At 71.4% G+C, this 12,778-nt stretch carries 16 protein-coding genes and 1 tRNA gene; 14 read left to right on the forward strand and 3 right to left on the reverse strand.

Annotation, left to right across the window (positions count from 1 at the left end):
• The coding region (locus ACFZBT_RS17390) for a penicillin acylase family protein (RefSeq protein ID WP_391103948.1) at positions 1 to 1,235 on the reverse strand (1,235 nt) is incomplete at its 3' end.
• 82 nt (positions 1,236 to 1,317) lie between these two features.
• Here ACFZBT_RS17390 and ACFZBT_RS17395 point away from each other — a divergent pair.
• The 4 genes from ACFZBT_RS17395 to ACFZBT_RS17410 all read left to right on the forward strand — a co-directional run bounded on the left by ACFZBT_RS17395 (position 1,318) and on the right by ACFZBT_RS17410 (position 3,759).
• Positions 1,318 to 2,040, forward strand: coding sequence for an SIP domain-containing protein (locus tag ACFZBT_RS17395; RefSeq protein ID WP_391103950.1), 723 nt, complete (start codon positions 1,318 to 1,320; stop codon positions 2,038 to 2,040).
• 51 nt (positions 2,041 to 2,091) lie between these two features.
• A complete protein-coding gene (locus tag ACFZBT_RS17400) occupies positions 2,092 to 2,685 on the forward strand; it encodes an HhH-GPD-type base excision DNA repair protein (RefSeq protein WP_391103952.1) in 594 nt (197 codons plus the stop codon).
• A gap of 526 nt (positions 2,686 to 3,211) precedes the next feature.
• A complete protein-coding gene (locus tag ACFZBT_RS17405) occupies positions 3,212 to 3,553 on the forward strand; it encodes a hypothetical protein (RefSeq protein WP_391103955.1) in 342 nt (113 codons plus the stop codon).
• 74 nt (positions 3,554 to 3,627) lie between these two features.
• Positions 3,628 to 3,759, forward strand: a complete 132-nt coding sequence (locus ACFZBT_RS17410) for a hypothetical protein (RefSeq protein ID WP_391103958.1) — start codon at positions 3,628 to 3,630, stop codon at positions 3,757 to 3,759.
• 71 nt (positions 3,760 to 3,830) lie between these two features.
• Here the strand turns inward: ACFZBT_RS17410 and ACFZBT_RS17415 are convergent, their stop codons facing one another.
• Positions 3,831 to 5,450, reverse strand: coding sequence for a helicase HerA-like domain-containing protein (locus tag ACFZBT_RS17415; protein WP_391104454.1), 1,620 nt, complete (start codon positions 5,448 to 5,450; stop codon positions 3,831 to 3,833).
• Positions 5,451 to 5,556: 106 nt separating this feature from the next.
• On the opposite strand from ACFZBT_RS17415, the gene ACFZBT_RS17420 reads away from it, so the two are divergent.
• A complete protein-coding gene (locus tag ACFZBT_RS17420) occupies positions 5,557 to 5,853 on the forward strand; it encodes a type II toxin-antitoxin system VapB family antitoxin (protein ID WP_003999914.1) in 297 nt (98 codons plus the stop codon).
• Between the two features lie 149 nt (positions 5,854 to 6,002).
• Positions 6,003 to 6,620, forward strand: coding sequence for a LytR C-terminal domain-containing protein (locus ACFZBT_RS17425; protein WP_391104457.1), 618 nt, complete (start codon positions 6,003 to 6,005; stop codon positions 6,618 to 6,620).
• A 52-nt stretch (positions 6,621 to 6,672) separates the two neighbouring features.
• Here ACFZBT_RS17425 and upp read toward each other — a convergent pair whose 3' ends face one another.
• On the reverse strand, positions 6,673 to 7,308 hold the full coding sequence (gene upp, locus ACFZBT_RS17430; protein WP_189727300.1) for a uracil phosphoribosyltransferase: 636 nt from the start codon (positions 7,306 to 7,308) through the stop codon (positions 6,673 to 6,675).
• Positions 7,309 to 7,416: 108 nt separating this feature from the next.
• Between upp and ACFZBT_RS17435 the strand changes: the two genes are divergently transcribed.
• The 8 genes from ACFZBT_RS17435 (at position 7,417) to ACFZBT_RS17470 (ending at position 12,645) form a co-directional block, all read left to right on the forward strand.
• Complete coding sequence (locus tag ACFZBT_RS17435; RefSeq protein WP_391104459.1) at positions 7,417 to 7,650, forward strand: hypothetical protein; 234 nt, start codon at positions 7,417 to 7,419, stop codon at positions 7,648 to 7,650.
• A 1,013-nt stretch (positions 7,651 to 8,663) separates the two neighbouring features.
• A complete protein-coding gene (locus ACFZBT_RS17440) occupies positions 8,664 to 9,200 on the forward strand; it encodes a hypothetical protein (protein WP_391103961.1) in 537 nt (178 codons plus the stop codon).
• A 59-nt stretch (positions 9,201 to 9,259) separates the two neighbouring features.
• Entirely contained in the window at positions 9,260 to 9,691 is a 432-nt protein-coding gene (gene tadA, locus ACFZBT_RS17445; protein ID WP_391103963.1) for a tRNA adenosine(34) deaminase TadA, read from the forward strand.
• 45 nt (positions 9,692 to 9,736) lie between these two features.
• Positions 9,737 to 9,821, forward strand: a tRNA-Ser gene (locus ACFZBT_RS17450).
• 116 nt (positions 9,822 to 9,937) lie between these two features.
• The gene (locus ACFZBT_RS17455) at positions 9,938 to 10,114 is read left to right on the forward strand and encodes a hypothetical protein (RefSeq protein WP_391103967.1); all 177 of its coding nucleotides are present in this window, start codon (positions 9,938 to 9,940) and stop codon (positions 10,112 to 10,114) included.
• The gene (locus tag ACFZBT_RS17460; RefSeq protein WP_376389385.1) at positions 10,114 to 10,407 is read left to right on the forward strand and encodes a Dabb family protein; all 294 of its coding nucleotides are present in this window, start codon (positions 10,114 to 10,116) and stop codon (positions 10,405 to 10,407) included. Before ACFZBT_RS17455 ends, ACFZBT_RS17460 begins: the two co-directional genes overlap by 1 nt.
• A gap of 155 nt (positions 10,408 to 10,562) precedes the next feature.
• Positions 10,563 to 11,471 carry a SigB/SigF/SigG family RNA polymerase sigma factor gene (locus tag ACFZBT_RS17465; protein WP_391103971.1) on the forward strand — a complete coding sequence of 303 codons (909 nt, stop codon included), beginning with the start codon at positions 10,563 to 10,565 and terminating at the stop codon, positions 11,469 to 11,471.
• 268 nt (positions 11,472 to 11,739) lie between these two features.
• Positions 11,740 to 12,645, forward strand: coding sequence for an RNA polymerase sigma factor SigF (locus ACFZBT_RS17470; RefSeq protein ID WP_382492514.1), 906 nt, complete (start codon positions 11,740 to 11,742; stop codon positions 12,643 to 12,645).
• Positions 12,646 to 12,778 lie beyond the last annotated feature (133 nt).

Below are 12,778 nucleotides of genomic sequence, written 5' to 3' on the forward strand. Positions count from 1 at the left end.
GCAAGTGCAGGTGCTCCGACGGGAGCGACCGGATCGGCGGGAGCGGCAAGTGCAGGTGCTCCGACGGGAGCGACCGGATCGGCGGGAGCGGCAAGTGCAGGTGCTCCGACGGGAGCGACCGGATCGGCGGGAGCGGCAAGTGCGGGTGCTCCGACGGGATCGACCGGATCGACGGGATCGACGGGGCCGCCCGGATACGCGGAGTTCACCGAGCCACCACCGCCCGGCCGCAGCGGGCCTGCCGGGTCGCCCGGCGCCGCCGAATCCACCGGCCCGCCCTCGTACGTCAGGTCCACGGGATCGCCGTCGATCCCCTCGGGTCCCCCGATGACCACCGGGCCCCGGCCGGTCTCGATCACCTCGACCTCGACCGGCTCCTCGCCCGCCACCTCGATGGTCTCCGTGTGCCGGGCCGCCCGGTGCCAGACCCCGTCCGGGCCGAGGGCCTCCACTCCGGCGCCGGTGCGCCGCAGCCGCTCCCGGTAGAGGTCCTGGTAGTCGGCCATGGCGTTGGTGATGGCCCAGGCGACGGAGCCGGTGTGCCCGAAGTGGGCGATGCCGGGGACACCGGGGACGGCGAGGCCCACGACGTCGAACTCCGGGCAGGACAGATGGATCTGCTGGTAGACGCCCGGGTCCTCGATCCAGCGGTGGGGGTCACCGGCGATGACCGCCTGCCCGGTGACGGTCCGCTCCCCGCTCACCAGCCAGCCGTTGGAGCCGGAGGTGCCGGGGCCGTCGGTGGCGAACAGGCCGACGGCGTCCGCGTCCAGGTGGGCGAGGGCCTGCTCGCGCCAGAGTTTGGCCGGGAACCCGGCGAAGAGGATGTGCGTGGCGAGCCAGACGCCGAGCGGGGTCCAGGGGTGCCAGGGGCCGGGGGTGAGGCCGGTGCGGGCGAACTCGGGGGCGGATCCGGCTCCCTCCGCCAGCCCCGCGTTGACCCCGTCGACGTACGCCCGCACCCACTGGGCCGTCTCGGGGTCCTGTCTCTCCAGCTCCTCGAAGCAGCGTCTCGCCGTGTCGTCGAGTCTGGCCCGTCTGGCGAACCGGTCCCAGGCCAGGGCGCTCTCGCCGAGGAAGGACGCCGAGGTGCCCTGGGCCCGGTGCCGTTCGACCTCCAGCTGCCAGGCGCGGTCGCGGGCGGTGACGCGGCCCTGCGCGTGGGCGAGTTCGGCCGCGCTGCCGGCGCGCAGATGCGGGATGCCCCAGGCATCACGGTAGATCTCGGTGGCCACGCTGCGCCTCCTCTATTCTTTAGGTTAGGCTTGCCTAAGTTAAGACTGTGGCCGGAATCGTACGCGAAGGGGCGGAAAAGCGATGGGGCAGGGGCGGGGTTGGGAAGGCGCGGTCCTCAAACTGCTGCGCGCGAAGGATTTCGTGTTCACCGTGACCGGCTCGGAGGACGTCACCCCGGACTACCGGCGGCTCTCCTTCACCGACGGCGGTCTGCTGACGGCGGCCGGTGTCCATCCGACCATGTGGGTCCGGCTGTGGTTCGACAACGCGGGCAAGCCCCACCAGCGGGCCTACACCCTGGTCGACCCGGACCCGGAGGCCGGCACCTTCAGCCTGGAGTTCGCCCTGCACGAGGGGTGCGCCAGCGACTGGGCCAGGACGGCGAAGCCCGGTGACACCATCGAGGCGACCGTCCAGGGCACCGGCTTCGAACACCCGAGCCCCGCGCCCTCGCACGTCTTCGCCGTCGGCGACCCGGCCTCGCTGCCCGCCATCAACTCCCTGCTGGACGCGCTGGGCTCCGCCCCGGCCACCGTCTGGTTCGAGGGCGGCGGCGAGGACCTGCCGTTCCGCACCGACCCGGCCCGGCACGAGCTGCGTCACGTGCCCCGCCAGGACTCCGGCGCCCAGCTGGTCGACCGGGTGAAGTCGGACCTGCCCGGGCTGCTCCGGGGCGCCTCCGACCCGTACGTCTGGATCGCCTGCGACACGGCGACGACCCGGACCCTGGCGGCGTACGTACGCAAGGAACTGGGGCTGCCCAAGCAGCGGGTGCACGCGCTGGGGTACTGGCGGGCGTCCTAGAGGACCGGCTCCGGGAGCGCGGCCGGGCCCCGGCCGGGGGATGATCGGGGCATGGACGTCACCCTTCACCTCGCCCAGGATCCCGAGGCCGACGCGCTGCTCGGCCGCAGTCCGCTCGCCGCACTGGTCGGGATGCTGCTGGACCAGCAAGTCCCGATGGAGTGGGCGTTCAAGGGTCCGGCGACGATCGCCCAGCGGCTCGGCACGGACGACCTGGACGCGCACGAGATCGCCGCACACGAACCCGAGGCCTTCGCCGCGCTGCTCTCGCAGAAGCCGGCCGTGCACCGCTACCCGGGCTCCATGGCCAAGCGGATCCAGCAGCTGTGCCAGTACCTCGTCGAGCACTACGACGGTGACGCCGAGGCCGTCTGGAAGGACGTCGGCACCGGCAAGGAACTGCTGAAGCGGCTGGCCGGGCTGCCGGGCTTCGGCAAGCAGAAGGCCCAGATCTTCCTCGCCCTGCTCGGCAAGCAGCTCGGCGTGCGGCCGACGGGGTGGAGGGAGGCCGCGGGCGCTTACGGCGAACCGGAGTCCTTCCGTTCCGTCGCCGACATCACCGGGCCCGAGTCGCTGGTCAAGGTGCGCGCGCACAAGCAGGAGATGAAGGCGGCGGCCAAGGCGGCGAAGGCCACCGGCCAGTAGCGGCTGCCCACCGGCCAAGCAGACATCCCTCCCTCCCCGGGCCGTCCTGGGCGACGGACGCCAGCCTCCAGGGCCGCCCTGGCAGGCAGGCATCAAGCCCCCGGGCCGCCCCGGGAGGCGGACGCCAGCCTCCCGGCCCACCCCGGCCCTCAGACCTCAACCTCCCGGCCCGCCCGGGGCGGCGGGCATCAGGCCCCTTGGCCGCGCCCCGGGAGGCAGGGACCCGCCTCCCGGCCCACCCCGACCCCCAGACCTCAAGCTCCCTGCTCACCCGCGGCGGGGAACGCCAACGTCCGGCCCATCCAGACCGGCAGGCATCAGGCCCCGGCCCGCCCCGGGCGGCGGACGCCAGCTTCCCGGCCCGTCCCAACCCGTCCCAACAGGCAGGCAATAGGCCCCCTGGCTCCACCCCGACCGGCAGGCATCAGCCTCCTGGACCGTCCCAGGTGGCGGGTCGCTCCGGGCCGGTCCGAGCATGGACCATGCCTCACGGTCACACCCCACCCGCGACGGGGAACGACCTCCCGTGACCCCCGCCGCACCGCAGCCGGTCCCCCGCGGCACCCGCCGGAAGGCGTGGCCGCGGGTGCTCGTCCTGCTGCTCGCCCTGCTCGTGCCGGGCGCCCACGCCGAGGCCTGCACAGGGCCGATGGCCACCGTCTCCGGGGAGAGCACGGCCGTCGAGTGCGACGTCCTCGACACCGCTCTGCGCCCTTCGGCCCGGGCCGCCCGGCGCACCGCCGTCCCGCTGCGGCCCGCCCCGCTCCCCGCCCCCGGGCCCGCGTACACCGCACCGCGCCCCGTGCCCGTACCGCCGGGCCCGCCGTACGCCCCTCGTCCCCTCCGCTCCGAAGTCCTGCGCTGCTGACCGGACCGGCCCCACCGGCCCCTCAGCCCCGCACGGAACAGGAACAACGAGGAACGGAACGACGAGGAACAGCCATGCTTCAAGACCCGTACGCGGTCCTGCGCGCCCTGCTGCGCGCCGAGGCCGCCCGCAGCGCCCCCAAGCCCCATTCCAAGCCGGACCCACGGAAGCCGCAGCAGCCCTCGAAGGAACGAGAACGCGGCTGATTCCCCCCGCTGATCCCCCGCGGCGGAGGCGGCCCCAGAGAAGAAGCACAGAGAAGAAGCACAGAGAAGCGCTAGCGCCTCCGCCGCCCCGAACGCCGGGCCGTCCCGAACAGCGACCGCGTGATCTCCCGCCCGATCTGCGTCCCCACGGACCGGGCCAGGGACTTGAACACGCCGCTGCCGACCACCTGCTCCACGGCGGACGGCCGTCCCTCCGCACGCTCCTCCACCGGGGCGGTGGCCTCCCGCATCTCGTCCGGCCCCTTCGCCCCGCGGCCGCGCCGGTCGCCCCGGTCGCCCGTCAGCCGCTCGTACGCCGACTCCCGGTCCACGGCCCGGGCGTACCGCTCGTACAGCGGCGACTCCGCCACCGCCCGGTCCAGGGCCTCCTGGCCGACCGGGCCCATCAGGGACTCGGGCGCGCGCAGCCGGGTCGCGGCGACGGGCGTCGGGGCGCCCTTCTCGCTGAGCACCGTCACCACCGCCTCGCCCGTCCCCAGGCCGGTCAGCACCTCTTCGAGGTCGTAGGGGGACTTCGGGAAGGTCTTCACCGTGGCGTTCAGGGCCTTCTGGTCGTCGGGGGTGAAGGCGCGCAACGCGTGCTGGACGCGGTTGCCGAGCTGGGCGAGGACATCGGCGGGTACGTCCTTCGGGGTCTGCGTCACGAAGAAGACGCCGACCCCTTTCGAGCGAATCAGGCGCACGGTCTGCGTGATCGACTCCAGGAACGCCTCCGAGGCGTCATCGAAGAGCAGATGCGCCTCGTCGAGGAAGAAGACCAGCCGGGGCTTGTCGACGTCGCCCAGCTCGGGCAGATCGTGGAAGAGGTCGGCGAGCAGCCACATCAGGAACGTCGAGAACAGCTGTGGCCGGTCCTGTACGGCGCTCAGCTCCAGGACGGAGACGGTGCCGCGTCCGTCCTCACCCGTCCGGAGCAACTCGGCCGTGTCGAACTCCGGCTCCCCGAAGAAGCCGGACGCGCCCTGCGCCTCGAAGGCCGTCAGGGACCGCAGGATCACCCCGGCCGTGGCGGCCGACAGACCGCCGACCGTCTTCAGCTCCTGGCGGCCCTCGTCCGAGGTCAGGAAGGTCACGACGGCCCGGAGGTCCTTGAGGTCGATCAGCTCCAGGCCCTTGCCGTCGGCGTAGTGGAAGATCAGGGTGAGGGACTGCTCCTGGGTCCGGTTCAGCCGCAGCACCTTGGACAGCAGCACCGGTCCGAAGCCCGTGACCGTGGCCCGGACGGGGATGCCGCGGCCGATGCCGCCGAGGGCGTAGTACTCGACCGGGAACCCCGTCGCCTTCCACTGCTGGTGGACGTCCTTGGCCCGGCCCTCGACCCGGGCGTCCCGGCGGCCCGGCGCCGCGATCCCGGAGAGGTCGCCCTTGATGTCGGCGAGGAAGACGGGCACGCCCTGGGCGGACAGCTGCTCGGCGATCAGCTGGAGCGTCTTGGTCTTGCCGGTGCCGGTGGCGCCCGCGACCAGGCCGTGGCGGTTGAGCATCGCCAGCGGCACCCGGATCTGCGCGTCCGGCAGGCACGTGCCGTCCCACAGCAGCGCCCCCAGCTGCAGGGCAGGTCCGGAGAAGGCGTAGCCGGAGGCGATCTTCAGGGCCTCCTGCGGGAGGGCGGCGGCACGCTCCGACACTTCCGGAGCCGGGGCCGACGGCATGGTCTCGCGGTCCGGCATATTCACGCCCCTGTTCCCGGTTCGTACCGCCTTGTGGGGTTTTTTTCAGCGTCGCACTACGGCGCCATGGCTGCGCCCGGAACGTCTTGCCCGGTAGGCTTTCCGTGTGATCTTCAAGCGCATCGGAAACGGCCGGCCGTACCCCGACCACGGCCGGGAAAGCACCCGGCAGTGGGCGGACGTCGCGCCGCGCCCGGTCCGCCTCGATCAGCTCGTGACGACCAAGGGGCAGCTGGACCTGGAGACCCTCCTCGCCGAGGACTCGACGTTCTACGGCGACCTCTTCGCGCACGTCGTGAAGTGGCAGGGCGATCTGTACCTGGAGGACGGCCTGCACCGCGCGGTGCGGGCGGCGCTCCAGCAGCGCCAGGTGCTGCACGCGCGCGTGCTCGAACTCGACTGACCCGACCGATTCGACCGACTCTCCGCCGGTAACGGGTTGGCCCTTTCGGGTTCGTGTGGTCCGTCTGGCCGATGTCGAATGATCATCTAGTAGGCATCGTCGCCCAGGCGCACTACGCTGCGCTCATGAGCATGCTGACTCCCCCCGGCATGGGCGGCAAGTACCGCATCACGGGCAACAAGTACCCCCGGATGCGCGGGCCCCGGCGGCGCGGCAGGCTCGTCGTCGCGGTCGTCGCCTCCGTCGCCGTGCTCGGCGTGGGCGGCTGGGGCACCCTGCAGCTCATCGACGTCTTCACCGGCGGCGGCAGAAAGGCTTCGGCAGCCGGCAACGGCACGGACTGCGCCCCCAGGACCAAGGCGAGCGCCTCGCCCGCCGCCAAGGCGCTGCCCGAGCCGCGCACGATCACGGTCAACGTCTTCAACGCCACCACCCGCAGCGGCCTGGCGAAGAAGACCGCCGACGAGCTGAAGAAGCGCGGCTTCAAGATCGGCGACGTGGGCAACGCGACCAAGCAGTACGACAAGAAGGTCAAGGGCACCGGCGTGCTGCTCGGCCCCGCCGCCGCCCTCGACACCTCGCTGCCCGTGCTCGGCACGCAGCTCCCGGACGCCGAACGGCGGACCGAGGCGGCGCGCAAGGGTGCCGAGGTCGACCTCGTCATCGGCGACGGCTTCAAGGAACTGGCGAAGAAGCCCGCCGCCGACCGGGCCCTGGCCGAGCTGGCCAAGCCCGAGCCGGCGGCTACGCGGAAGAAGGGCTGCTGAGAGGGGTGCTGACAGGGCTGGTGCGAGGGCCCCTCATGGGCCCGGGGGTGTCTTACTCCGCCGCGCCGTACATCCGGTCGCCCGCGTCGCCGAGGCCGGGCACGATGTAGCCGTGCTCGTTCAGGCGCTCGTCGACCGAGGCGGTCACGACCGTCACCGGGGTGCCGGCCAGCTCGCGCTCCATGATCTCGACGCCCTCCGGGGCGGCCAGCAGCACCACGGCGGTCACATCGTCGGCGCCGCGCTTGATCAGCTCCTGGATCGCCGCGACCAGCGTGCCGCCGGTGGCGAGCATCGGGTCCAGCACGTACACCTGACGTCCCGACAGGTCCTCCGGCATCCGCGTCGCGTACGTGGAGGCCTCGAGCGTCTCCTCGTTGCGGATCATGCCGAGGAAGCCCACCTCGGCGGTCGGCAGCAGCCGGACCATGCCGTCCAGCATGCCGAGCCCGGCGCGCAGGATCGGCACCACCAGGGGGCGCGGGTGGGAGAGCTTGACGCCCGTGGTCGTGGCCACCGGCGTCCGGATGTCGACCTGCTCGGTGCGCACGTCGCGCGTGGCCTCGTAGGCGAGCAGGGTGACCAGCTCGTCGGCGAGACGGCGGAAGGTCGCGGAGTCGGTGCGCTGGTCGCGCAGCGTGGTGAGCTTGTGGGCGACCAGTGGGTGGTCGACGACGTGGAGACGCATGTCCACAACAGTAGCCGGGCCGGGTGACACGGGCCGCACGGCGTTCGCCGGCGTCAATCACCCGTCAGGGGGAAGGCGAGGAAGGACGAACTGGGGGTGACGAGCCAGATGCCCGACCGGGATCAACGAGAGGATCCGTCGCCGCGCGCATGGCCCGGGGCGGACCCGGCGGCCGGCCGGACGGACGAGTCGGACGTGTCTTCCGCCGAACGCCGCCGACGCCGCGCCCGCTTCCTGCGCGACCTCGCCGAGGCCCGCGAACTACGCGACCGAGTCCAGCCCCGCCGCGCCAAGACGGCCCGCCTACGGCACGCCATGCGCATGCGCACGTTCCGCTGGTAACGCCGACCGCGCCTGCCGTGGGCGCATGCCGACCGCCCACACGCACCCGTCGGTGGGCCGCACACCTTCCGTCGGTGGGCCGCACACGCTTTCGCCGACAGGTCCCGCGCCCATTCCGCCGGTAGGTCCCGCACACCTTCCGTCGGTGGGCCGCACACCTTCCGTCGGTGGGCCGCGCACTCTTTCGCCGACAGGTCCCGCGCGCGTTCCGCCGTAGTCCCGCACACGTCGGTCCAGGGCGTGGCCTCCACGGGTCCGCCAGTGGGCCCGACGCGTTCGCCACCGCGACCACTGCGTCCGCCCGCTGGTACCCGCACGCGTTCCGGCTGGTGACATCCGCACCGGTCCGCCGGTGGTTTACGCACGCGTTCCGGCCGGTGACATCCGCACCGGTCCGCCGGTGGTTTACGCACGCGTTCCGGCCGGTGACATCCGCACCGGTCCGCCGCTGGTACCCGCACGCGTTCCGGCCGGTGACATCCGCACCGGTCCGCCGGTGGTTTACGCACGCGTTCCGGCCGGTGGCGTCCGCACCGGTCGTGGCATCCGCACGCGTCCATCAGTGTCGTGCCCGCCCCGCGGGTCCGCCGTGGCGCCCGGCGGGTCCTCCCGTGGGAGCCGGATGCGTCCGCCGGCGGCACCGATCGCGTCCCGCCCGTGGAACCCGCCGCCCATCCCCCGGAGGGAACCCGTACGCGCCCGACCGTGGGACGGACCCCCGTGTCTTCCTCCGCGCAGGAAACGGGTGAGGAAACCGTCGGAGAAGATCACGAACCGCGCGGGCGTTGTCGCGGTGACCATGGGTGAAGTGGGGGAAAGCCGCGTACGATCCGCAGGTGGCGGCAACGGGCGGGCGATCGAAACTGCCGGACACAGGGTGCCGAAGACGTCCCCTGAACGCCTTGTTTCTGCCACGATTCCGAGTGGGCGGGGCTCGGACGAGCACTCCCCGCCCTCAACCTCCGCCGGGGGGACCCCCAACCGGCACGCCTCTGACCAGTGGGAGAGTCACGGTGTACTTCGCCGCACTGCTCGCGCGCACCGAAGACGGGTGGAAAGCGAGCGACACAGAGCTCGACGATGTGGAAACCCTGTCGGATCTTGCCGACCTGGCCCGTGAGTCCTCCCCCGACGAGGACACGGTGCTCGTGCTCATCGAGCAGGAGGACGCCTGGTTCGGCGTCGTCCGCGTGGACGGCGAGGACGACCCTCGCATCTACGTCTCCGACGCCGCCGCCGCTGCCCGCAGCAGCTACGGCGAGATCCTCCTCACCGACGAACTGCTCGGCCGCGACCCGGACGACGGGGACGACCTGGACGCCCTCGACCTCGACGGCACCGAGGACGGTGAATCCGACGAGGACGACGCCGACAGCGGCGACGGGGCCACCGGATCGGCGGACGCCGTGCCGCACGGGCCGGTCGGCGACCCCCAGATCCTCGACGACCTCGGCGTCAGCGAGAAGGAGCTGCGTCTGATGTCGACCGAGGCCGTCACCGAGATCGCCGAGTCCCTGGGCGCCTCCGAGACCCTGGAGACCGTCCGCTGACCAGTCCTCCCGCCGGTCAAGGACCGCCGGATCCCGTACGGGACCCCTGGCGGACCGCGATGCGACTCGCCCTGGACCAGGCCGCCGAGGCCGTCCGGGGCGGGGACGTCCCGGTCGGGGCCGTCGTACTGGCCCCGGACGGCACGACCGTGCTCGCGGCCGGGCACAACGAACGCGAGGCCGGCGGCGACCCGACGGCCCACGCGGAGCTCCTCGCCATCCGCCGCGCCGCCGCCGAGCTCGGCCAGTGGCGGCTCGCCGGCTGCACCCTCGTGGTGACGCTGGAACCCTGCACGATGTGCGCGGGTGCCATCCAGCAGTCCCGCGTCGACCGTCTCGTCTACGGCGCCCGCGACGAGAAGGCCGGCGCGGCCGGCTCCCTCTGGGACCTGGTCCGCGACCGGCGGCTCAACCACCGGCCCGAGGTCATCGAGGGCGTGCTCGCCGGGGAGTGCGCGCGGCTGCTGAGCGGCTTCTTCCGGAACCGCTGAATACCGATTTCGGAGCACGCCGGACCTTGCTGTAAGGTCTCCCTCGGTAGCGTGTCCGAGCGGCCGAAGGAGCTCGCCTCGAAAGCGAGTGTGGCGCAAGTCACCGAGGGTTCAAATCCCTCCGCTACCGCTTGTGAAGGGCCCCGTCGTCAGACGGGGCCTTTCGTGCGATCCGCCCCTTCGTGTCCGTGGACCTTCGTGCGATCATGTGCGCTGTTTGGGACACCAGAGACAGGGGAGGCCGCGATGGCGGTGAACGCGAAGAAGGTCGCCGTCTACGTCGTCGTGGTTTTCGGGCTGTACGTGATCGTCACGGACCCGGAGAAGGCATCCGACTACGTCCTTGTAGGGTTCCAGGGCATATCGGACGCCGCCAGTGCCCTCGGCGACTTCGCCACCTGGGTCGCCAACGGAGGAAAGTGATGATCCGCCACCTGGTCCTCTTCAAGCTCAACGAGGGCGTCGAGCGCGACGACCCGCGAGTCGTGCAGGGCGTCGAGGCCTTCCGCGCGCTCGACGGCGCGATCCCCGAGCTCCGGTTCTGGGAGCTCGGCTGGAACATCAGCGACCGCCCCATCGCCCACGACTTCGCCATCAACTCGGCCTTCGACGACGCGGACGCGCTGCGCCGGTACGTGGAGCATCCCGACCACCAGGCGGGTGTCGCGCTGTGGCGCGAGTTCGCCACGTGGGTGATCGCCGACTACGAGTTCTGAGGCGCCCAGCACCTGTGCGCTTCGAGCCCTCCGTCGTCTTGACGGGGGGCTCTTCCGTGGTGCGCGCTGTCTGATGCCGCTTTTCATCCCTCAACACGTAGTTATGGGGTGCTTGCACACAGTGGACATGTCTTGTGATGCTATGACCGCTTTTGATGGAAGAGTTGACTGATGGGTTGACGGATGACGAGGTGGAGTTGACCGTGCTGGCCAGTACTGCGCCTCAGGCACCCTCCTCTGCCTCGGAAGCCTCCTCGGAAGCGACTGCCCCAGCGACTGCCCAAACGGCTCCCCAGCGGAGCCGTGGTGCGGACACGCGCGCCCTCACACAGGTCCTCTTCGGTCAGCTCAAGGAGCTCCAGCCTGGCACGCCGGAGCACGACCGGGTGCGCGGGGCGCTCATCGAGGCCAACCTCCCGCTCGTGCGCTACGCGGCCGCCCGTTTCCGCTCCCGGAACGAGCCGATGGAGGACGTTGTCCAGGTCGGCACCATCGGGCTCATCAACGCCATCGACCGCTTCGACCCGGACCGGGGCGTGCAGTTCCCGACCTTCGCCATGCCGACGGTCGTCGGCGAGATCAAGCGGTACTTCCGCGACAACGTCCGTACGGTCCACGTACCGCGCCGGCTGCACGAGCTGTGGGTGCAGGTCAACAGCGCGACCGAGGACCTGACCACCTCCTTCGGGCGTACGCCGACGACCTCGGAGATCGCCGAGCGGCTGCGCATCACCGAGGACGAGGTGCTCTCCTGCATCGAGGCCGGGCGGTCGTACCACGCGACCTCGCTGGAGGCCGCGCAGGAGGGCGACGGGCTGCCGGGACTGCTGGACCGGCTCGGCTACGAGGACCCCGCGCTGGACGGCGTGGAGCACCGGGATCTCGTGCGGCATCTGCTCGTCCAACTGCCGGAGAGGGAGCAGCGGATTCTGCTGCTGCGGTACTACAGCAATCTCACGCAGTCTCAGATCAGTGCGGAACTCGGTGTCTCGCAGATGCATGTCTCGCGGCTACTCGCGCGTAGTTTCCAGCGATTGCGGTCTGCGAACAGAATCGACGCGTAACCGCAAACACGAGCGACGGGTCACCTGGGCGAGGGAATCGCTCATCAGGGCCATTCTCGGCAGTTGCGGGCCGACAGGCCGTCAGGCCCCTTGTTTGCAGGGCTGATTCGCGTCTCAGATGTCGACATGTCACTACAGCGTGTTGCCGACATGTGACATTCTGCGTGAAGCGCGTTTGCCGGGGCTTCGGCTCCGGTATTCAGGTGAAGGCTGCGTTCCTCAGACGGGAGCGTTCGCCGCGACCGTCCCGCGACCCAAAGGGGGTGGCATGTCCGCAGAACAGGGCAGCTCGAAGGTGCTCACGCTCGCGGAGAGCGAGACAGCTCCCCATGCTCTCGACTCACTCGGCCCCATCGATGATGCTCCGGCCGTCCTGGCGGCCGAGCCCGCCCCGGTGATTCCGACCGCGGGCGCCATCGACACCCGCACCCTGTCCCGCTCCCTGTTCCTGCGGCTGGCCGCGCTCGACGAGGACAGCCCCGAGCGTGCGTACGTCCGTGACACGCTGATCGAGCTCAATCTGCCGTTGGTGCGATACGCCGCCGCGCGGTTCCGGTCGCGGAACGAGCCGATGGAGGACATCGTCCAGGTCGGCACGATCGGGCTGATCAAGGCGATCGACCGGTTCGACTGCGAACGGGGGGTCGAGTTCCCCACGTTCGCGATGCCTACCGTGGTCGGGGAGATCAAGCGGTTCTTCCGTGACACGTCCTGGTCGGTGCGGGTGCCGCGGCGGCTGCAGGAGTTGCGGCTGGCGCTGACGAAGGCCAGTGACGAGCTCTCGCAGAAGCTGGACCGGTCTCCTACGGTCACCGAACTCGCGGCCGTGCTCGGGGTGTCCGAGGAGGACGTCGTCGACGGGCTGGCGGTGGGGAACGCGTACACGGCGTCCTCGCTGGACTCGCCGGCACCGGAGGACGACGGCGGCGAGGGGTCGCTGGCGGACCGGCTGGGGTACGAGGACACGGCGCTGGAGGGCGTCGAGTACCGCGAGTCCCTGAAGCCGCTGCTGGCGAAGCTGCCGCCTCGTGAGCGGCGGATCATCATGCTGCGGTTCTTCGCGAACATGACCCAGTCGCAGATCGGCGAGGAGGTCGGCATCTCGCAGATGCACGTCTCCCGGCTGCTGACTCGGACGCTGGCGCAGCTGCGGGAAGGGCTGATCTCGGACTGACCGGGGGCCGGGGCGCGGTCGCCTCGGCGCGGTCGCCTGCTCGCCGGTGGTGGGTCGGGGCCGCGCCGGGGGGTGTCCGTCCTCGGAACGTCGCGATGGGGTCTCACGCCGACTGACTGTTCGTTGACGCGAC

This window comes from Streptomyces sp. NPDC008137 (genome assembly GCF_042957035.1).
GTDB lineage: Bacteria > Actinomycetota > Actinomycetes > Streptomycetales > Streptomycetaceae > Streptomyces.

Bases quoted from the DNA above. Each gene is read 5' to 3' on its own strand.
- ACFZBT_RS17395 (WP_391103950.1), top strand. From the start codon at position 1,318: ATGGGGCAGGGGCGGGGTTGGGAAGGCGCGGTCCTCAAACTGCTGCGC.
- ACFZBT_RS17400 (WP_391103952.1), top strand. From the start codon at position 2,092: ATGGACGTCACCCTTCACCTCGCCCAGGATCCCGAGGCCGACGCGCTG.
- ACFZBT_RS17410 (WP_391103958.1), top strand. From the start codon at position 3,628: ATGCTTCAAGACCCGTACGCGGTCCTGCGCGCCCTGCTGCGCGCCGAG.
- ACFZBT_RS17415 (WP_391104454.1), bottom strand. From the start codon at position 5,450: ATGCCGGACCGCGAGACCATGCCGTCGGCCCCGGCTCCGGAAGTGTCG.
- ACFZBT_RS17425 (WP_391104457.1), top strand. From the start codon at position 6,003: ATGGGCGGCAAGTACCGCATCACGGGCAACAAGTACCCCCGGATGCGC.
- upp (WP_189727300.1), bottom strand. From the start codon at position 7,308: ATGCGTCTCCACGTCGTCGACCACCCACTGGTCGCCCACAAGCTCACC.
- ACFZBT_RS17435 (WP_391104459.1), top strand. From the start codon at position 7,417: ATGCCCGACCGGGATCAACGAGAGGATCCGTCGCCGCGCGCATGGCCC.
- tadA (WP_391103963.1), top strand. From the start codon at position 9,260: ATGCGACTCGCCCTGGACCAGGCCGCCGAGGCCGTCCGGGGCGGGGAC.
- ACFZBT_RS17455 (WP_391103967.1), top strand. From the start codon at position 9,938: ATGGCGGTGAACGCGAAGAAGGTCGCCGTCTACGTCGTCGTGGTTTTC.
- ACFZBT_RS17460 (WP_376389385.1), top strand. From the start codon at position 10,114: ATGATCCGCCACCTGGTCCTCTTCAAGCTCAACGAGGGCGTCGAGCGC.
- ACFZBT_RS17465 (WP_391103971.1), top strand. From the start codon at position 10,563: ATGGAAGAGTTGACTGATGGGTTGACGGATGACGAGGTGGAGTTGACC.
- ACFZBT_RS17470 (WP_382492514.1), top strand. From the start codon at position 11,740: ATGTCCGCAGAACAGGGCAGCTCGAAGGTGCTCACGCTCGCGGAGAGC.